The sequence below is a fragment of the Streptomyces sp. NPDC021020 genome (assembly GCF_044333285.1).
In the GTDB taxonomy this organism is placed as follows: Bacteria; Actinomycetota; Actinomycetes; order Streptomycetales; family Streptomycetaceae; genus Actinacidiphila.
Genome location: NZ_JBIRQQ010000006.1, coordinates 409028 through 425700 on the forward strand (window position 1 = coordinate 409028; position 16673 = coordinate 425700).

The 16673-nt window shown below is 72.3% G+C and carries 21 protein-coding genes and 1 pseudogene; 15 read left to right on the forward strand and 7 right to left on the reverse strand.

Annotation, left to right across the window (positions count from 1 at the left end):
• Position 1: 1 nt before the first annotated feature.
• From ACH4SL_RS20455 to ACH4SL_RS20495, 9 genes are all read left to right on the forward strand, one after another.
• Positions 2–1816 (forward strand): VgrG-related protein, encoded by a 1815-nt coding sequence (locus ACH4SL_RS20455; RefSeq protein ID WP_398447400.1) that lies wholly within the window; start codon positions 2–4, stop codon positions 1814–1816.
• 165 nt (positions 1817–1981) lie between these two features.
• Complete coding sequence (locus ACH4SL_RS20460) at positions 1982–2296, forward strand: PAAR domain-containing protein (protein WP_398174868.1); 315 nt, start codon at positions 1982–1984, stop codon at positions 2294–2296.
• Complete coding sequence (locus ACH4SL_RS20465; protein WP_398447402.1) at positions 2296–2754, forward strand: GPW/gp25 family protein; 459 nt, start codon at positions 2296–2298, stop codon at positions 2752–2754. The genes ACH4SL_RS20460 and ACH4SL_RS20465 overlap by 1 nt, the downstream gene beginning before the upstream one ends.
• Positions 2754–4721 carry a putative baseplate assembly protein gene (locus tag ACH4SL_RS20470; RefSeq protein ID WP_398447404.1) on the forward strand — a complete coding sequence of 656 codons (1968 nt, stop codon included), beginning with the start codon at positions 2754–2756 and terminating at the stop codon, positions 4719–4721. The genes ACH4SL_RS20465 and ACH4SL_RS20470 overlap by 1 nt, the downstream gene beginning before the upstream one ends.
• A 355-nt stretch (positions 4722–5076) precedes the next feature.
• The gene (locus ACH4SL_RS20475; RefSeq protein WP_398447406.1) at positions 5077–5637 is read left to right on the forward strand and encodes a phage tail protein; all 561 of its coding nucleotides are present in this window, start codon (positions 5077–5079) and stop codon (positions 5635–5637) included.
• A gap of 584 nt (positions 5638–6221) precedes the next feature.
• Positions 6222–7445 carry an NADase-type glycan-binding domain-containing protein gene (locus ACH4SL_RS20480; protein WP_398447408.1) on the forward strand — a complete coding sequence of 408 codons (1224 nt, stop codon included), beginning with the start codon at positions 6222–6224 and terminating at the stop codon, positions 7443–7445.
• Positions 7446–7596: 151 nt separating this feature from the next.
• Positions 7597–9054, forward strand: coding sequence for a PE-PGRS family protein (locus ACH4SL_RS20485; RefSeq protein ID WP_398447410.1), 1458 nt, complete (start codon positions 7597–7599; stop codon positions 9052–9054).
• A 134-nt stretch (positions 9055–9188) separates the two neighbouring features.
• Positions 9189–9785 (forward strand): hypothetical protein, encoded by a 597-nt coding sequence (locus ACH4SL_RS20490; protein WP_398447412.1) that lies wholly within the window; start codon positions 9189–9191, stop codon positions 9783–9785.
• A 60-nt stretch (positions 9786–9845) separates the two neighbouring features.
• Positions 9846–10442 carry a hypothetical protein gene (locus ACH4SL_RS20495; RefSeq protein WP_398447414.1) on the forward strand — a complete coding sequence of 199 codons (597 nt, stop codon included), beginning with the start codon at positions 9846–9848 and terminating at the stop codon, positions 10440–10442.
• 6 nt (positions 10443–10448) lie between these two features.
• On the opposite strand, the gene ACH4SL_RS20500 is transcribed toward ACH4SL_RS20495, so the two are convergent.
• From ACH4SL_RS20500 to ACH4SL_RS20515, 4 genes are all read right to left on the reverse strand, one after another.
• On the reverse strand, positions 10449–10670 hold the full coding sequence (locus ACH4SL_RS20500) for a hypothetical protein (protein ID WP_398447416.1): 222 nt from the start codon (positions 10668–10670) through the stop codon (positions 10449–10451).
• Positions 10671–10694: 24 nt separating this feature from the next.
• On the reverse strand, positions 10695–11060 hold the full coding sequence (locus ACH4SL_RS20505) for a hypothetical protein (RefSeq protein WP_398447418.1): 366 nt from the start codon (positions 11058–11060) through the stop codon (positions 10695–10697).
• 241 nt (positions 11061–11301) lie between these two features.
• On the reverse strand, positions 11302–11457 hold the full coding sequence (locus ACH4SL_RS20510; protein ID WP_398447420.1) for a hypothetical protein: 156 nt from the start codon (positions 11455–11457) through the stop codon (positions 11302–11304).
• On the reverse strand, positions 11454–11579 hold the full coding sequence (locus tag ACH4SL_RS20515; RefSeq protein WP_398447422.1) for a hypothetical protein: 126 nt from the start codon (positions 11577–11579) through the stop codon (positions 11454–11456). Before ACH4SL_RS20515 ends, ACH4SL_RS20510 begins: the two co-directional genes overlap by 4 nt.
• Positions 11580–11951: 372 nt before the next feature.
• On the opposite strand from ACH4SL_RS20515, the gene ACH4SL_RS20520 reads away from it, so the two are divergent.
• From ACH4SL_RS20520 to ACH4SL_RS20545, 6 genes and pseudogenes are all read left to right on the forward strand, one after another.
• Positions 11952–12209: a hypothetical protein gene (locus ACH4SL_RS20520; RefSeq protein ID WP_398447424.1), complete on the forward strand. Its 258-nt coding sequence runs from the start codon at positions 11952–11954 to the stop codon at positions 12207–12209.
• A complete protein-coding gene (locus ACH4SL_RS20525; RefSeq protein ID WP_398447426.1) occupies positions 12187–12717 on the forward strand; it encodes a DUF6879 family protein in 531 nt (176 codons plus the stop codon). The genes ACH4SL_RS20520 and ACH4SL_RS20525 overlap by 23 nt, the downstream gene beginning before the upstream one ends.
• 18 nt (positions 12718–12735) lie before the next feature.
• Positions 12736–13587, forward strand: a complete 852-nt coding sequence (locus ACH4SL_RS20530) for a DUF5753 domain-containing protein (protein ID WP_398447428.1) — start codon at positions 12736–12738, stop codon at positions 13585–13587.
• Between the two features lie 125 nt (positions 13588–13712).
• Positions 13713–14312: pseudogene (locus tag ACH4SL_RS20535) on the forward strand (DUF5753 domain-containing protein); the annotation flags it as partial.
• A gap of 56 nt (positions 14313–14368) precedes the next feature.
• A complete protein-coding gene (locus ACH4SL_RS20540) occupies positions 14369–14899 on the forward strand; it encodes a DUF6879 family protein (protein WP_398447430.1) in 531 nt (176 codons plus the stop codon).
• A 103-nt stretch (positions 14900–15002) separates the two neighbouring features.
• A complete protein-coding gene (locus ACH4SL_RS20545; RefSeq protein ID WP_398447432.1) occupies positions 15003–15257 on the forward strand; it encodes a hypothetical protein in 255 nt (84 codons plus the stop codon).
• Between the two features lie 35 nt (positions 15258–15292).
• Here the strand turns inward: ACH4SL_RS20545 and ACH4SL_RS20550 are convergent, their stop codons facing one another.
• From ACH4SL_RS20550 to ACH4SL_RS20560, 3 genes are read right to left on the reverse strand one after another with little or no spacing between them, the layout of a single operon-like run.
• Positions 15293–15484, reverse strand: coding sequence for a hypothetical protein (locus ACH4SL_RS20550; protein ID WP_398447434.1), 192 nt, complete (start codon positions 15482–15484; stop codon positions 15293–15295).
• An 11-nt stretch (positions 15485–15495) separates the two neighbouring features.
• Complete coding sequence (locus ACH4SL_RS20555) at positions 15496–15687, reverse strand: hypothetical protein (RefSeq protein WP_398447436.1); 192 nt, start codon at positions 15685–15687, stop codon at positions 15496–15498.
• Between the two features lie 10 nt (positions 15688–15697).
• The gene (locus ACH4SL_RS20560) at positions 15698–16549 is read right to left on the reverse strand and encodes a helix-turn-helix domain-containing protein (RefSeq protein ID WP_398447438.1); all 852 of its coding nucleotides are present in this window, start codon (positions 16547–16549) and stop codon (positions 15698–15700) included.
• Positions 16550–16673 lie beyond the last annotated feature (124 nt).

A 16673-nucleotide genomic window follows, 5' to 3' on the forward strand; every position in this document is an offset into this window, starting at 1 on the left:
CATGAGCGAGCAGGGCGGGCGGTCCTTCGCCGCGGATCCGATCGTGGAGGCGCCCGGCGAACTCCCCAAGATCTGGGCGGCGCAGCTGGTGAGCTGCGTCGTAGACGAGAACGTGGGGCTGCCGGACGCCGCCGTGCTGACCTTCCGCGACCCCGACCACGAATTCCTCGGCAAGACCGGCATCACGATCGGCACCCCGCTGAAGGTGTCGGTCATGACGGCCTCCGGGCAGGGCCGTGAGCTGCTGTTCAACGGCGAGGTCACCGCGCTGGAGCTGGACCGCGACCGTACGGGCAGCTTCACCGTCGTGCGCGCCTACTCGCGGGCGCACCGCCTGCAGCGGGGCCGCCGGGTGGCGGCGTACCGCAACATGTCGGCGTCGGCGATCGTGCGGCAGGTCGCGACGCGCGCGGGCCTCGCGGTCGGCAAGGTCGAGGCGGCCCCGGTCACGTACAAGCAGCTGTCCCAGGCGAACGTCTCGGACTGGGACTTCCTGCAGTTCCTCGCGCACGAGAGCGGCGCGCTGGTGCGGGTGGACGACAAGGGCCTGCTGCAGTTCACGAAGCCGAAGAACGCGTCCGGCGCGCCCGCGCCCTCGACGTCCGCCGCGCGCAACCCGCTCGTCCTCGAATACGGCCGCAACCTGCTCGCGCTGCGGGCCGCGCTCACGGCTGCGGACGGCGCCGCGCAGGTCGAGGTGCGCGGCTGGGACGTGCGGACGAAGAAGCCGCTGGTCTCGCGGGAGCCGTCCATCGTGAGCGACAGCGTCCAGCCGGGGCTGAGCCCGTCGCGCGCCGCGTCCGTCTTCGGCACGGCCAAGCTGACCGTCACCGACACCCCGTACGCCACGCTCGCCGAGACCACCGCCGCCGCCGGGGCGGCCGCCGACCAGGTCGCGGCGGGCTTCGCCGAGCTGGAGGCGGTCGCCGAGGGCAACCCGATGCTGCGCGCGGGCGTACCGGTCGCGCTCGGCAACGTCGGCGAGGCCTTCTCCGGCCGCTACACCGCGACCGCGGTCCAGCACGTCCTGGAGCCCGACCGCGGCTACCGCACCACCGTGTGGGTCGGCGCGAGCCCGGACCGCTCGCTGACCGGCCTGGTCACCGGCGCCAACGCCCCCGGGCGCGGCGCGCGTGTCCCGGGCCTCGCCACCGGTGTCGTCACGGACGTGCGCGAGCCGGAGGGCGGGCAGAACGGCGCGGTGCGGCTCACCTTCCCGTGGCTCGACGACACCTACGTCACCGACTGGGTGCGCACCGTCCAGTGGGGCGGCAAGGGCGGCGGCGGTGTGGTGAGCCCCGAGGTCAACGACGAGGTGCTGGTCGGCTTCGAACAGGGCCTGCTGGACCACCCGTTCGTCATCGGCGGCCTCTACAACGGCCGGGACAAGCCCTCCAAGCACGACGTCCCGCTCGTCGACCCCACCAGCGGCAAGCTCAACCGCCGCTCGGTGGTGTCGCGTTCGGGTCACCGGGTGGAGCTGCTGGACTCGCCGACCGGACTGAACGGGGTGCGCCTCCAGACCGGCGACGGCCGTCTGGAGGTCTTCCTCGACGACCGCAACAACCGCATCGAGGTGACGGTGTCCGCGTCGGCGGGCGGCGCCGCGCTCAGCTCCCTGGTCATGGACCGGAACGGCATCACGCTGGACGCCCGGCAGGGCACGGTCAACGTGCGCGGGCGGCAGGTCAACGTCGACGGGACGGCGGGCGCGCGGGTGAGCGGCGCGTCCGTCAGCGTCAAGGGCACGGCGGACGTCACCGTGGACGGCGGCGCACTCGGCGTCCTCCGGGCCGCGCTCGTCCGGATCAACTGAGGCCCGCCGGTGGTTACTTGCTCGTACGCTGACAGGTGCCGGCCGCCGACCCGCTCCGGCCCGCAGACCCTCACCGGCGCCACCGTCCCAACCGGCCCCCGGGCCAAAGCACTTGCAGCACGTGCAGGACTTGCAGCACTCCAGGACTTCCGCGAGGAGCGACGTATGCCGGCCGCAGCCCGAACCGGTGACCCCACCGACCACGGCGGGGCGATCACCACCCCGCCGCCGCCCGCCGCCGCGACGGTGGCCCGCGTGCTGATCGGCGGCAAGCCCGCCGCCGTCGTGGGCAGCCTGCACGTGTGCGTCGTGCCGCCGCACGCCGCGCTCGGCCCGGCCGACGTCATCCTGCCCAGCCCCACCGCGCTCGCCCGCCCCGTCCTCATCGGCGGGCTGCCCGCCGCGCGGATGGGCGACCGCACCGTGTGCGGCGCGCAGATCATCCTCGGGGCGGTCAACGTGCAGATCGGAGGGGTGTGATGAGCGAGCGCTTCATCGGCCGCGGCTGGGCCTTCCCGCTGCGGGTCGGGCCGACCGGCGGCATCGCCATGGTCGAGCGCGAGCGGGAGATCGAGGAGGCGATCCGGCTGGTGCTCGGCACCGCGCCCGGCGAGCGCCCGATGCGCCCCGAATTCGGCTGCGGCATCCACGACTACGTCTTCGCGCCGGGCGACGGCGCGACCGCCGGGCGGATCGCGCAGCAGGTGCGCGAGGCGCTGGAGCGGTGGGAGCCGCGGATCCAGGTGGACGACGTCGTGGTCGCCTTCGACCAGATCGACGCCGGGACGCTCTACATCGACGTCCACTACACCGTCCGCTCCACCAACGACCGGCGCAACCTCGTCTTCCCCTTCTACACGATCCCGTCCGACTCCGCCGAGGACCCCTTCGCGGCCCTCCCGGACGTCGTCGCGACCGGTGAGCGGAGGGCCGGCTGATGCCCCTGCCCGCACCCAACCTGGACGACCGCCGCTTCCAGCAGCTCGTCGACGAGGCCAAGCGCTACGTCCAGCAGCGCGCCCCGGAATGGACCGACCACAACGTCTCCGACCCGGGCGTCACGCTCATCGAGACCTTCGCCTACCTCGTCGACCAGCTGCTCTACCGGCTCAACCGGGTCCCGGAGAAGAACTACCTGGCCTTCCTCGACCTGCTCGGCATCCGGCTCTTCCCTCCCGCCGCCGCCCGCGCCGACGTCGACTTCTGGCTCTCCGCGCCGCAGGACGACACGCTCGTGCTGCCCGCGGGCACCGAGGTCACGACCCTGCGCGGCGAGACCGAGGAGGCGGTGGTCTTCGCCACGACCGGTGAACTGCGCATCCTGCCCTCGTCGTTGGAGCGGCTCGTCGCCGCGCCGCGGGGCGGCGAGCAGACCGACCGCACCCGCACCCTCACCGAGGGGCGCGACGTCCCGTGCTTCCAGAGCGCGCCGCAGCCCGGCGACGCGCTGCTGTTCGGCCTGCCCACCGCCGTACCGCGGTGCATCGTCGCGATCCGCCTCGACAGCCGCGTCGAGGGCATCGGCGTCGACCCGCGGCAGCCCCCGCTGGTGTGGGAGGCGTGGGACGGCGCGGCCTGGCAGATCTGCGAGACCGGCGAGGACTCCACCGGCGGCCTCAACCGCCCCGGCGAGATCGTGCTGTACGTGCCCGCGGGCCACACCGCTTCCACCAGCGGCGGCACCCGCGCCGGGTGGCTGCGCTGCCGCGTCACCGAGCCCGAGCCCGGCCAGCCCTTCTACTCCGAGTCGCCCACCGTGCGCGAGGCCTCCGTCTTCACCGTCGGCGGCACGATGCCCGCCGAGCATGCGCAGACCCTCACCGACGTCCCCCTCGGCACCTCCGAGGGCGTCCCCGGGCAGGTCTTCCGGCTCGCCCGCCCGCCGGTGCTGCTCGACGGCGAACCGCCCGTCGTCGAGGTCTCCTCCGTCACCGACGCGGCAGGCTGGCAGCGCTGGCAGATCGTCGAGGGCTTCAGCCGCTCCACGCCGGACGACCCGCACGTCACGCTGGACGCGACCACGGGCGAATTCGCCTTCCCGCCCGCGGTGCGCGAGGCGGACGGCACCCTGCGGCACTACGGCGCGGTGCCGCCGAAGGGCGCGCAGATCCGGGTGGCCCGCTACCGCACCGGCGGCGGCCCCGCCGGGAACGTCGCCCGCGGGGCGATCTCCGTGCTGCGCAGCTCCGTCCCGTACGTCGCCCGCGTCGCCAACCGCGAGGCCGCGCGCGGCGGGGTCGCCGGGGAGACCGTCGACAACGCCAAGATGCGCGCGCCGGACGCGCTGCGCATGCAGGAGCGCGCCGTCACCGCGGAGGACCACGAGATCATCGCCCGCCAGGCCGCGCCCTCCGCCGCCCGTGTCCGCTGCGTCCCCGCGGGTGCCGCGGGCGCGGTACGCGTCCTGGTGGTGCCCGACGCGGTCGCCGACGAGGGCGACGACCGGCTGCGCTTCGAGCAGCTCATCCCCTCCGACCAGGTGCTCGCCGCGATCACCGAGGCCCTCGACGAGCGCCGCCTCATCGGCGCGAGCGTCGCCGTCGAGCCCCCCGCCTACCAGGGCGTCACCGTCGTCGCCCGCCTCACCACCGCGCCCGGCGGCGACCCGGACGCCGTCCGCGAGGCCGCCCTCGACGCCCTCTACCACTACCTCAACCCCCTGACCGGCGGCCCCGACGGCACCGGCTGGCCCTTCGGCCGCCCCGTCCAGTACGGCGAGATCTTCGGCGTCCTCCAGCGCGCGACGGGCGACGCGGTCGTCGAAGAGATCCGCCTCTTCCCCGCCGACCCCCTCACCGGCCGCCGCGGCGCCCCGACCGACCGCATCGACGTCACCTCCGACGCGCTCGTCTTCTCCCACCAGCACCAGGTCGCTGCCGCTCGGGCAGAGGGGACTCCGGCGTGAGCCCCCGCCGGCGCGGGGCGCGCGCTTCTGCTGCGCAGGGCGGTGCGGCGCGGGCGCGCCTGCGGCGCGGAGCGACCGTTTTCCCCGCCGGGGGCGGTGGGGCGAGGGTGCGCCTGCGGCGCGGGGCGAGCGTTTTTAGGGGCGCGGGGAACTGCGCGCTCAGCCCCCACCGGGGCGCGGGTAGTCACCGGCCCGAAGGGGCAGTTGCTGTCGTTTCCGGACCACCGGCCGGTGGTGGGTTGCTCGCGCCGTTCTCCCCCAGAGCTACGCCTGGGAGGTACCCCCACGCGCCCCTGCGGGGCGCCCTGCGCGGCAGCGCGAGCCTGCGCGGGAGCGCGGACGGGGAGGTCATGCGATGAGCCGCGCAGCCGTACCCGGCCTGCGGAGCAGGCACCCCATTGGGGAGCAGCTTCCCGCGCTGTACGCCGACGACGACCTCGCTCAGAGATTCACCGCCGGGCTCGACGTCGTCCTCGCACCCGTGTTCGCGACACTCGACAACCTGCCCGCGTACCTCGACCCGCGCCTCGCGCCGCCGGACTTCCTGGCGTGGCTGGGCTCGTGGGTCGGGGTCGTGGACGACCCGCGGTGCCCGCTGGAGCTGCGCCGCGAGGCGGTCGTCCGCGCCCTGGAGCTGCACCGGCTGCGCGGCACCCGCAAGGGCCTGGTCGAGGCGCTGTGGCTGGTGCTCGGCGTGCACGCCGACGTCAGCGGCGACGGCGGCGCGACCTGGTCCCGTACCCCCGGCTCCGACCTCCCGCCGCAGGACCCGGCGGGACCGCTCGTGCGGGTGTGGCCGGGCCGCGAGCAGCACGTGGACGCCGAGCGCGTCCGGGAGACCGTCCGCGCGATGTGCCCGGCGCACACCGCCTGCCGGGTGGAGATCCTGCCCGGCCCGCCGAGCGAAGGGAGGTGACGTTCATGCGTGCGTGTCCCGCGTGCGGGGCGTCCAACGGCCCCACCGAGGACTTCTGCGGCACCTGCGGTACGTATCTGGGCTGGTCGCAGAGCCCGGCGCCGTCGTCGGCGGGGTCACCGCCCGCGAACGCCTCCGGCGGTTCGGCCCCCGCGGAGGGCGGGGCGTCCGACGCCCCTGCCGCGTCCGGCGGTTCGGCGCCGTCCGGGAGCGGGGCCGGGGCGCCCGCTGGCGCGTCGAGCGGTTCGGCTTCATCCGGGGCCGGGTCTGCCGCGCCCGATGCCCCTGCGCCGTCCGGGGGTGGGACCGGGTCTGCCGCGCCCAACACCTCTGCCTCGCCGGGTGGAGCCAACGCTCCTGCCACGCCCGAGGGTTCGGCTTCCTCCGGAGCCGGAGCCGGAGCTGTCCTGCCCGCAGGCGCGCCCGCAGCCTCGCCCGCTGGCGCGTCCGGCGCGTCCGGTGCGTCCGGCGCAGCCAACGCCCCCGCCGCGCCCGGCACTTCGGCCGACCCCGGCCCCACCCCCGCCGGGCCGGAGGAGCAGCCCGCCGCCCCCGAGCCCCGTGGCGGGCGCCTGCGGCGGGCGGTGCGCGGGGCCTCCGACGCGGTGGCGCCGGGCGGCGACGTGGCGCGCGCGGCGGACGCTCCCGAGCGCGCGGAAGGTCGCGTCCGGCGTGCGGCGGACGCCCCCGACCGGGCGGAGGGACGCGTACGGCGCGCGGCCGACGCGGTGACCGAGGGCCCCGACGCGTGGGCCGGGCGCCTGCGGCGTGCCGTGCGCGACGGCCTGTCGGGGTCCGGCTCCCACGGATCCGAGTCGGCGCCTCCCGCCGCGCCACCCGCTCCCGCCCAGGAGCCCGCCCCGCCGGTCGTATCGGCGCCGCCCAACCCCCCTGCGGCGCAGGCGAGTTCCCCCACCACGCCGCCCGCCGCGCAGGCGCCCGCGCCCGTACCGCCCGCCGTCCCGCAGGGGTCCGTACCGCCCCGGCGGCCCGGCGCGCCCGCCGAGGAGGCGCCCGAGGCGGACCCCGCCCCCGTACGCCCCGTGCTGCCCGGACGGCCGGTCGCGCCGCGGCCCGTGGTGCGGCCGCTGCCGGAGCCGGAGGAGGCCGAGGGGGAGCCCTGCCCCAACTGCGGGACGCTCAACCCGCCCGACCGCCGCTTCTGCCGCCGCTGCGCCGCCCCGCTGAACCCCGCGCCCGCGCGCGCGGCCCTGCCCTGGTGGCGGACGATCTGGCCCTTCCGCCGCCGGGTGCGGGCGGGTTCGGGCCGCTTCAAGCGGCTGCTGGTGATCCTGCTGGTGGTGGCCGTCCTCGCGGTCGGCGTCTTCTTCGCGCTGCCCGCCGGGCGCGGCCTGTTCGAGGACACGAAGGACAAGCTGGACGGCGCGAAGTCGATCCGCCCGACCCACGCCACCGCGAGCGCGCAAATCCCCGGCCACCCGGCCGCGAACACCCTGGACGGCCTTAATAACCGGTACTGGGCCGCCCCTTCGGCGGGCGCGACGATCACCTACACCTTCGCGAAGCCCATCCGCCTGGTCGACGTCATCATCACCAACGGCGCCTCCACGACCCTCAAGCAATACCAGGCCGAGGGCCGCGCCCTCACGATCGACCTGGACACCACCTCCAGCAACGGCACCACCCACCACCAGGAGTTGACCCTCGACGACCGCCCCGGCGACCAGACCTTCACCACCGGCGTCAGCGACGTCACCACCGCCCGCCTCACCCTCCGCGCCCCCGCGGGCCTGACGAAGGGCCACCATCTAGCCCTGGCCGAAGTCGAGTTCTTCCGCCGCGGCTGACCCTCCCGCCCCGCCGCCGGGTCCAACCGTGACCCGGCGGCGGAGCCGTGCCCTCCGGCACTGGCCGAGAACGCCCGCTGCTCCCCCGCCCCGTCCGTACCCTGTGCGACGGGAGCAACACCCAATGCACCTGACCCCGGGGGGGAGTCACATGCGCAGCGTGAACCCGGAAGACCTGGAGCAGTTAGCCACGCTGCTGGACGGCGCGGATCCGACGAGCCTGAAGAACGCCACGGATTCCGTCTTCCGCAGAGCAGCCACCCTCAACGTCACCTCGAAACTCGCCACCCTGCACCCCATGATGACCTGGGCCACCGAAACCGCCCCCGACCTCCGCCGCCGCGCCGCCCGCACCCGCCTCTCCAACGGCGACCTCTCCGGCGGCCTCCTCTGGGCCGGCTTCACCCCCGACGACCTCAAGGCCTACCGGGGCAACACCCTCGACCCCGAAACCGTCCTGATCGCCGACTCCGTGGCCAACAGCGACGACCCCAACGCCTCCCTCTTCCACCGCAAACCCAACGAAAACCTCGAAACCTACCTCGACCGCCTCCGCGCCACGGCCCTGACCAGCATCCCGGGCCTCCAGCCCTTCGAACCGGCGGTGGAGTACCTGCTCGGCGCGTACGGCGACTGGAAGTCGGTCGCGGAGTCGGGCGGGCACGTGGTCGCGCAGGGGACCGCGCTGGCCAAAGTGCTGGTGAACAACTCGTTCGCGAACGGCTTGGGCAAATCATTCACGACCTGGCTGGGTCTTCGCATTCAGTCGAGTGGCAACCCGGTCGTCAAGGCTGTGGGCAAGGCGATCGAGGATTTCGCACCGAGGGTGAGGTCGCTGTCCGCCCCGGGCACATGGCTGCCCACCAAAGTTCTCGGGCCGCTTACGCGCCTTCCGCAGGTGGGGGACCGCGTCGCAGACCTCGCCAACACCCGTTACGACCAACTACGCGCCCTGCCGTTCTTCACCGACTCCTTCCGAGGGGTGTCGGTCAACAAGGCCGTCAACTTCTTCATCGGCAGCGACAAACTGGCCAGCCAGTATTCGCGGGCGACCCACGCCGGGCAGGCCGTTACCCGGGCCGCGAACGCCCGTCTCCTGAGCGTCCTCACCAACGCCTACGGCGAGACCCGACTCGTGGCTGCCGCGCCCCGCGTGACGTCCCTGGTGCGCGGGATCAGCATCGCGGCCAGGACCTCGGGCGTGCTGCGCGGACTGGGCATCGGCACCAGCGCTGCCGCAACGGTCTTCAGCGGTGCCAACGTCATCTCGGACGGCCTCAACCCGGTCACGGCCTTCAAGCGCCAAGGCGCGGGTTACGTCGCGGACGTGGCGGAATTCGGCTTCAACGCATCACTGACAGCAGCCTTGGTATCCCCCTCGCCCTTCTCGCTGGGCGCCGTCGTCGTCTTCGGGTCCGTCTACGGCGGTGCGAAGATCGTCGAGCACTGGGACGACATCACCAAGGGCACCGGCAAGGCCGTCGACTGGACGGCGGACACGGCACAGAAGGCGGGCCACGAAGTGGCCAGCGGAGCGAAGAAAGCTGGTCACGAGGTGGCGAGCGGGGCGAAGAAGGTGGGCAAGGCGCTCAATCCGATGAAGTGGTAGAGGCTTGCTGACACCGTGGACACGGGAGCCGATCGCCAGCATCCCCATGTCCGGACGACACCGGAGGCGGGGCTGGCGACTGAGGAACCTTTCAGGCCATCCTTTCCGACCGCACCAGAGTGGAAGACGCACACGTGACCGACAGCTTCGAGTTCGTTCTGGAGCCCTACGACACCAAGACCGAGCGGGGCGTGACGGGCACGGTGGGTGCGTTCGGCGAGGTGAGGGTCTTCCACACGCGGGGCCGCCACATCAGGCCCGGGGACATCCTGCGGACGGAGGTGGTGAGCGAGCGGCTGCCGGACACGTACCTGACCAACATCGGAATGGCGGGTGAGCCGTATCTCAGCAAGAAGGCGACCTTGAGCGTCGGCGGCATTCTTGCCGGGCTCGCCTACAACCCGTTGGGGCTGCGTCGCTCTGCCCGTGCGTTGTTCATCGGCCTTGCGGGGCGCGAGTACGGGTACGCCTCGACGGGTGAGGGGCATGCCGTGGAGTTGCGGCGTGGGGGTGATGTCCGGGTGGGGTTCGTGGACGGGCCGCATGTCCGGAAGACCAGTGGCCACCGGCGGTTCGGGACCGCGCACGGCCCGGTCGACGCGATGGACATGGCAATCGCCCTGGTCTTCGAACGGGTCGACGTCGCCTGGCTGTCCACGGGGGGGATGCTCGCGACCGCGCCCTTCCGGATGATCTCGTCGCAGAACGACGGTGACGGGAGGGCGCGTTAGGCCCCGCCTGTTCGCCGCAGATCATGAACACCGACTGAAGAGCTCGGCAGGGAGAGTTTCGTGACCGACAGCTTCGAATTCGTCCTGGAGCCCTACGACACCAAGACCGAGCGGGGTGTGACGGGCACGGTGGGTGCGTTCGGCGATGTGAAGGTTTTCCACACCTTGAGCCGCAGGACCCGGCCCGGAGAGATTCTTCGCACGGAAGTGGTGAGCGAGCGGCTGCCGGACACGTATCTGTCCGGCATCGGTATGGGCGGCACACCGTATCTCAGCAAGAAGGCGACCTTGAGCGTCGGCGGCATTCTTGCAGCCCTCTCCTACAACCCGTTGGGGCTGCGTCGCTCCGCTCGTGCGCTGTTCATCGGCCTTGCGGGGCGCGAGTACGGGTACGCCTCGACGGGTGAGGGGCATGCCGTGGAGTTGCTGCGCGGGGACGACGTCCGGGTGGGGTTCGTGGACGGGCCGCATGTCCGGAAGACCAGCGGCCACCGGCGGTTCGGGACCGCGCACGGGCCGGTCGACGCGATGGACATGGCAATCGCCCTGGTCTTCGAACGGGTCGATGTCGCCTGGCTGTCCACGGGCGGGATGCTCGCGACCGCGCCCTTCCGGATACTCACCCCGCAGAAGGACGGCGAGGGCGCGTCGTACTGAGGCGGGCTACGTGATCAGCCGGAAGTCCGGGTGGGGCAGATGGGCGACGAGGGCGCGGGACTCGGCCAGCCGCGCAGCCTCCTCCTCCCGGGTGAGGTCGCGCGCGGTGCGGCGGTAGCCGAGGAGGCTGCCGAAGTCGACCAGGGCGCAGAAGCCCTCCAGCCACGGCACGGCATCGAACGCGCTGCGCTCCTGCGGCAGCCACAGCCCCACGGTCGGCCCGCTCACGACGTCCGCCCTCCTCGTTTCCGCTCAGTCTGACGCCGGCGGCGCCGGGCAGCGGCCCGTGCATCGTAGGAGGTCGCGGGCGACGTACGAGCCTGCGGTGTAGTAGCGCGTCACCTCGTCGGCGGGGTGCGCGGCCAGCCGGGCGCGGGCGTGCTCCAGGATCGCCGCGGGCGGCAGCGCGGTGGGCAGGGGCGGGGTCTCGGCGAGCTGGCCGGCCAGCCAGTCGAGGGCGGCCTCGGGGGTGGTGAAGGTGCCCGCGAGCATGCTGCGGGGCTTGCCGGGCCACTCGGCGATGACCAGGGGCGGGGCCACGGTGGCGGGGTTGCGCGCGTCGGAGTCCCGCGGCCGGGAGGGGCCGGTGTAGGTGTACGCGTGCCAGTGCGGCGTCATGTCCTTCCTCTACCAGGAGGGGCCGACAACCAGGCGGTGGCCGGCCCCGAACGGGTGATGCGCTACCGCCTGCCGCAGCCGTCGCCCCCGCCGCAGTCGGGTTCGTCGGCGGGCGGGGTCGGTTCGTCGTCGCCGGGGTCGGCGGCCGTTACGCTCATGGGAGTCACCTCCCCTCGCCTGTCGGGGTGGTGGTGCCGTCAACCTCCCCGGGTCTGCCGCCAAGCTCGGCCCGGGGAGGGGCTCAGGATTCCCGGGAGGCTGCGCTGCGGGCGGTGTGGCAGGCCCGCCAGTCCCGGCACCACACGACCTCGGTGGGCCCGTGGTCCGCGTCGATGTCGTGCACGATGAATTCCGCGGTGACCCGCCCGCACCACCCGCACGTCCGCGCGGCGCTCACGCGGTGCCCCCGCTGTCCTGGCGGGGCGGCGGCACGATGCCGTCGCGCCGCACGCACGGGTTGCAGGCATAGACGGCGCCTCCGCCCTCCGGCCGGGAGATGACCACGGCGTCCGTACCCATGACCCACCCCCGATGCCGCACGCAATACCGCATCACGCCCCGACCCCCAGGACGCGCCGGGATCCGCCGCGCGGGTGCGTAGGGCTCACGTCTTCGCAAGACGTCGGGGTCCTCATGTTCGCGCCCCTTCCGGCGTGACCGCGCCCCGGTCGTTGTCGCCGCGGGGCCTTGTGCCGCCGCCCCCGCCGGACGAGGCGCGAGAGGCGAGCACTTCGACGCTACGAGCGATGTGTGCTTGTGGGCGAGCGATGTGCAGCGATGTGCACCCAGGTAACTCGTCAGGGCGTAAGGCCGAATATGGTCTTGCTCAAAGAGCCCCGGCGCGGCCATGGTTACGCACAACCCTGCACCAAACCGAGGAGGGACCAGCCCATGGCCGCCTTAAAGTTCATCGGAGTCGACCCCGAGACCGGGCACAGCGGATCGCCCACCGCCTGGGTGCACACCGTCACCCGCGACATCCTTTTCCAGAGCTACATCGCCGATGAGGAAACGCGCCAGGAGTGCGCGGACAACCCCGCGCCCGGCCACGCTCTGGGCATCCCTGCCGGTGAGACGGTCATCCGTATCCCGGCCCACCTGATCCCGCTGCTGAGGGAGGCTTGCGATGCCGCCGAGCGTGGATTTTAGGTCCCTGCTCACCTCCGCGCGCACCTCGGCCTTCCACCTGGAGATGCGCGACCAGTACGCCGTCGGCGACGAGGCAGCCGACTACGACCACTGGCTCCGCACCGGTGAGCGCGACGCGGACCCGGCGTCGGCGTACTGGGCACCTTGGGTGGACCTCATCGCCGGAGTGTGCGCCCGCGGTGTTGCCGTGCACCGGGCACGCGTCATCTCGGAGCCGGTCACTTCGTACATCCGGTACGAGCACGCCGGGACCGCCGTCAACGTCCTCGCGGGTGAAGAGGTACGGTGGCTGCCGCGTCGGCAGGCCGCGGATCTACTGCTGCCGGGCTGCGACCTCTGGGTCTTCGACGGTGAGGCCGTGCTCTTCAACCACTTCACCGGCGTCGGCGATTGGGCGGACCCGGACATCGAACTGACCACCGACCCGGCCGTCGTGAAGCAGTGCGTCGACGCCTTCGATGCCGTGTGGAACCGAGGCATCCCGCACGACCAGTACGAGATCCGCTGACCAGACCACCGGAAGGCCATGCCTGTCTCCCCGTCCTCGGCCGCCCAGGATGCCCGCGAAGACGTCGCGCGACGCCTCCGCAGCCTGCGGCGCGCCGCTGGACTGACCGTTTCGGAGCTGGCCTCCCGGTGCCAGTGGCACCACTCCAAGACGAGCAGGATCGAGAACGCCCGTACACCCGCGTCTCCTACGGACATCCGGCTGTGGTGCAGAGCCACCGACGCCGGGGAGCAGGCAGCGGACCTCATCGCGGCCTCACTCCACGCCGAGTCGCTCTACACCGAGTGGCGGCGAAAGGCCCGCGAGGGTTTGCGGCAGCTCCAGATCAGCTACCTCGCCCTCTACCGCTCCACCGAGACCTTTCGGGTCTACACCAGCACCTTGGTCCCCGGCCTGCTCCAGACCGAGGGATACGCCCGGGCGCTGCTGAGCACGAACGCGCGCTTCCTCGGCATCCCGGACGACGCCGAGGAAGCCGCAGCGGCGCGTGTCGACCGCTCCCGGGTCATCCACGAGGCCGGGCGCCGATTCATCCTGATCGTCGAAGAGGCGGCGTTGCGGTACCAACTCGGCGACGCGGACGCCATGGCCGGCCAACTCGGCTTCCTCCTGACCGCGGGCGCGTTGCCCGCGGTATCTCTCGGCATCATCCCGATGAACACCCGCGAGCGTCCCCTCTGGGCAGCCGAGACCTTCTCGGTATTCGACCACTCCCTCGTCGCGGTCGAGCTCCTTTCCGCAGAGGTCAACATCACCCAGCCCACCGAAATCGGCCTCTATCTCCGCGCGTTCGAGCAACTTCGCACCATGGCCGTGTACGGCGCGGAGGCGCGGGCCCTGATCGTCCGCGCCATCGACGCTTTGCAGTGACGGCGCTTCGGCGGCCGCCGCCCGCGGCAAGGCGATGGGCGCCACCCTTCCTCAACCACGCCGTGGTCAGGCACGACAGTGGTAGCCGACCGTCACCGGAGGCGACGATGTCACCGAAAGCTCTGCTGTACACCGAATGGCGACACAAGCTGCGCGGCGGTCTGCGGCAGCTCCAGACGAGCTCGACAAAGCTGTTCCGCGACACGGATTTTTTCCGGGTCTACTCGTCCTCCCTGGTGCCCGGCTTGCTCCAGACCGAGGGATACGCGGCCGCGATCCTTCGTTCGGCGGCCCGATTCCGCCAACTGCCTGTGGACGACAGTGATGCCGCCGCTCGTGCGCGGGTCGAGCGGTCACGCATCATCTACGAGCCGGACCGCCGCTTCGCTCTCCTGATGGAAGAAGGCGTGCTTTATCACCAGATGGGCGCCACCGACGTCATGGCTGCGCAGCTGCGCTTCCTGCTCACGGCTGGTGAACTGCCCGCAATATCGCTGGGGATCATCCCCAAGACGGTCCCGGACCGGATCCAGTGGCCGCGCGAGACCTTCCATGTGTACGACGACCGGCTCGCGTCCGTCGAGTTGGTCAGCGCGCAGGTGCAGGTCAACCAGCCGTCCGAAGTCGGCCTGTACGTTGCCGCGTTCGAGGAGTTGCGCCAGATGGCCGTGTCCGGGACGGAGGCGCAGGCCCTGGTCGGCCGTGCCATCGACGCCCTGCGGTGAGGGAAATGCTGGGCGCGCAGCTGCCCGTGAACAGTTACGACGTAGCGGAGGTTCAGATGTCATCGAGCAGTATGCCCAGCTTCGAGCAAGTCCTCGACGGGACCAGGCACTCCGCCGTGCACCTGGAGATGCGCGACGCGTACGGCGTCGGCTCCGACGTACAGAGCTATGCGCGCTGGCAGGCCGCCGGAGAGCTGAACGTGGACCCGGAGTCGGACTACTGGCGCCAATGGGTGGAGCTGATCCGGCGTACGGTCGCCCGTGGTGTCGTCGTACGCCGGGCGCGGATCGTGTCGGAGCCGGTGAGCGCGTACATCCGGTACGAGCACGCTCTCACCGTCGTCAACGTCGAGGCCGGGGAACAGGTGCGATGGCTCCCGCGCCGCCGGGCCAGCGACATCGCGCTCCCCGGTAACGACTTCTGGCTCTTCGACGGCCGGACGGTCCGGTGGAACCACTTCACCGGCGAGGGCGGCTCGGCACCGCGCGAGATGACCGAGGACCCCGCCGCCGCCCGACTGTGCGGGGACGCCTTCGAAGCCGTCTGGTCGCGGGCGATCCCGCACGACGCGTACGTGATCATCTAGGGCGGAGCCGAGCGGTACGCCGCTGCTGCCGGGCCCGGCGCGGGGGCGTGGGACCCTGGCTGCTCTGCGCGGGGCCCGTGCCGGGCGACGAAGGGGGTGCGGCGTGTCGCCTGACGAGTGGGCCGCCGAGGCTCACCGGATCCGCGCGGGCGGAGGCTCGATCGTCGACATCGCCCGTGCGCTCCGTGCCTACGGCGAGAGTGGCGGGCGGAAGATCAACGCAGCCGCCGCCTTCGGCAGCCACCACGGCTGGTTGGTCCGGCAGAAGCTCGAACTCCTGAGCTGGACCGAGGGCGGGGTCACCGACGGGGAACTCATGGCCTTCGTGTCGTCGTGGTTCGGCCCCGCCGAGCCCTGAGACCTGGTCGACGCCCCCACCCCTTACGCGCGCGCCTACAGCAGGTGGTCCGCCTTGCCGGACTTGATCTCTGCGATGAGCGCGCGGAGCGCGTCGTGGGTGTCGGTGAGGTAGCGGTCTTCCGCTCCCGCCACGGCGATGTAGGCGTTGCCATCCGTGTCGGTGCCGAGGCGGAAGCAATTGCTCCCGTCCTGGCAGAAGGGGGCTTCCCAGGTGATGTCGGGCATGGTGCTCTCTCCTAGAGCAGGTGGTCGGCCTTGCCGGACTTGATCTCTGCGATGAGCGCGCGGAGGGCGTCGTGGGTGTCGGTGAGGTAGTGATCTTCCGCTCCGGCGACGGCGATGTAGGCGTTGCCGTCCGCGTCGGTGCCGAGGCGGAAGCAGGAGCTGCCCTCCGCGCAGAAGGGGGCTTCCCAGGTGATGTCTGCCATCGGTGGCTCCTCAGAGGTTGTGGGCGATCGTGCGGATGAGGTCGCGGGATCGTTCCGCGGACAGGGCCGACTGTTCCAACAGGTCGAGCTGGGCGCGGTATTTCGCGAGCTGGGCCTCGGCGTGGAGGAAGTCGGGGCCGTGGGAGCTGTCCACCTGGACGGTGTCCAGCTGGGGGACCTGCCCTTCGAGGTAGACGAGGGTCTGGCCCGCGCCGGGGAACGAGCCGTGCGAGAAGGGCAGGACGAGGAGGGTGACGTTGTCGCGTTCGGAGACGTCGAGCAGGTGGTCGAGTTGGCTGCGGGCCACCGCCTCGCCGCCGAACTGCATGTGCAGGGCCGCCTCGTGGATCAGGGCCACGTAGGGGGTCGGGTCGTCGCCGTCGATGACCCGTTGGCGCTCCGCGCGGTGTGCCAGGCGCAGGGCGACCTCGTGTTCCGGCAGGGCGGGGACAGCGGCGCGGAAGATGGCCATGGCCTGCTCCGAGGTCTGGAGCATGCCGGGCACGTGTACGACGTTCCATCCGCGAAGGCGGGCCGCATGGGCTTCCATCTCGGAGACGTCGAGCATGCCCTGCGGCAAGCTGCCCCGGTACCGCTCCCACCACCCCACCTCCCTCGGCTCCGCCATCTCCGCCAGCGCGTCCACGTATGTCTCGTCCGTGCAGTCGCAGTTGCACGCCAGCGTGCGCAGCCGCTCCGCGCTGATCGCGCGGGTGCCGGACTCCATGTTGGACAGGCGGCTGCGGTCGACGCCGAGCAGGCCCGCCGCGTGCTCGGCGGACATGCCCGCCGCTGTGCGGATGCGACGCACCTCGCTGCCCAGGCGTTTCTGCCGTTCGGTGAGGACCGTCCGCTGGACCATGCCGTTCCCTCCGCCGTCGCCGTGGTGCTGGGTACGAGCATAGGCACTCGTCCGTGGCCAATCTGACGGTACGTCTGGCAAATTGGGCCCCGTCGCCCTAGTGTGGGGAACACGCTGCTACGCG

Excerpts from the sequence above, each read along its gene's own strand:
- ACH4SL_RS20455 (WP_398447400.1), top strand. The coding sequence starts at position 2 with ATGAGCGAGCAGGGCGGGCGGTCCTTCGCCGCGGATCCGATCGTGGAG.
- ACH4SL_RS20460 (WP_398174868.1), top strand. The coding sequence starts at position 1,982 with ATGCCGGCCGCAGCCCGAACCGGTGACCCCACCGACCACGGCGGGGCG.
- ACH4SL_RS20465 (WP_398447402.1), top strand. The coding sequence starts at position 2,296 with ATGAGCGAGCGCTTCATCGGCCGCGGCTGGGCCTTCCCGCTGCGGGTC.
- ACH4SL_RS20470 (WP_398447404.1), top strand. The coding sequence starts at position 2,754 with ATGCCCCTGCCCGCACCCAACCTGGACGACCGCCGCTTCCAGCAGCTC.
- ACH4SL_RS20475 (WP_398447406.1), top strand. The coding sequence starts at position 5,077 with ATGAGCCGCGCAGCCGTACCCGGCCTGCGGAGCAGGCACCCCATTGGG.
- ACH4SL_RS20485 (WP_398447410.1), top strand. The coding sequence starts at position 7,597 with ATGCGCAGCGTGAACCCGGAAGACCTGGAGCAGTTAGCCACGCTGCTG.
- ACH4SL_RS20505 (WP_398447418.1), bottom strand. The coding sequence starts at position 11,060 with ATGACGCCGCACTGGCACGCGTACACCTACACCGGCCCCTCCCGGCCG.
- ACH4SL_RS20515 (WP_398447422.1), bottom strand. The coding sequence starts at position 11,579 with ATGGGTACGGACGCCGTGGTCATCTCCCGGCCGGAGGGCGGAGGCGCC.
- ACH4SL_RS20520 (WP_398447424.1), top strand. The coding sequence starts at position 11,952 with ATGGCCGCCTTAAAGTTCATCGGAGTCGACCCCGAGACCGGGCACAGC.
- ACH4SL_RS20525 (WP_398447426.1), top strand. The coding sequence starts at position 12,187 with ATGCCGCCGAGCGTGGATTTTAGGTCCCTGCTCACCTCCGCGCGCACC.
- ACH4SL_RS20530 (WP_398447428.1), top strand. The coding sequence starts at position 12,736 with ATGCCTGTCTCCCCGTCCTCGGCCGCCCAGGATGCCCGCGAAGACGTC.
- ACH4SL_RS20540 (WP_398447430.1), top strand. The coding sequence starts at position 14,369 with ATGTCATCGAGCAGTATGCCCAGCTTCGAGCAAGTCCTCGACGGGACC.
- ACH4SL_RS20550 (WP_398447434.1), bottom strand. The coding sequence starts at position 15,484 with ATGCCCGACATCACCTGGGAAGCCCCCTTCTGCCAGGACGGGAGCAAT.
- ACH4SL_RS20555 (WP_398447436.1), bottom strand. The coding sequence starts at position 15,687 with ATGGCAGACATCACCTGGGAAGCCCCCTTCTGCGCGGAGGGCAGCTCC.
- ACH4SL_RS20560 (WP_398447438.1), bottom strand. The coding sequence starts at position 16,549 with ATGGTCCAGCGGACGGTCCTCACCGAACGGCAGAAACGCCTGGGCAGC.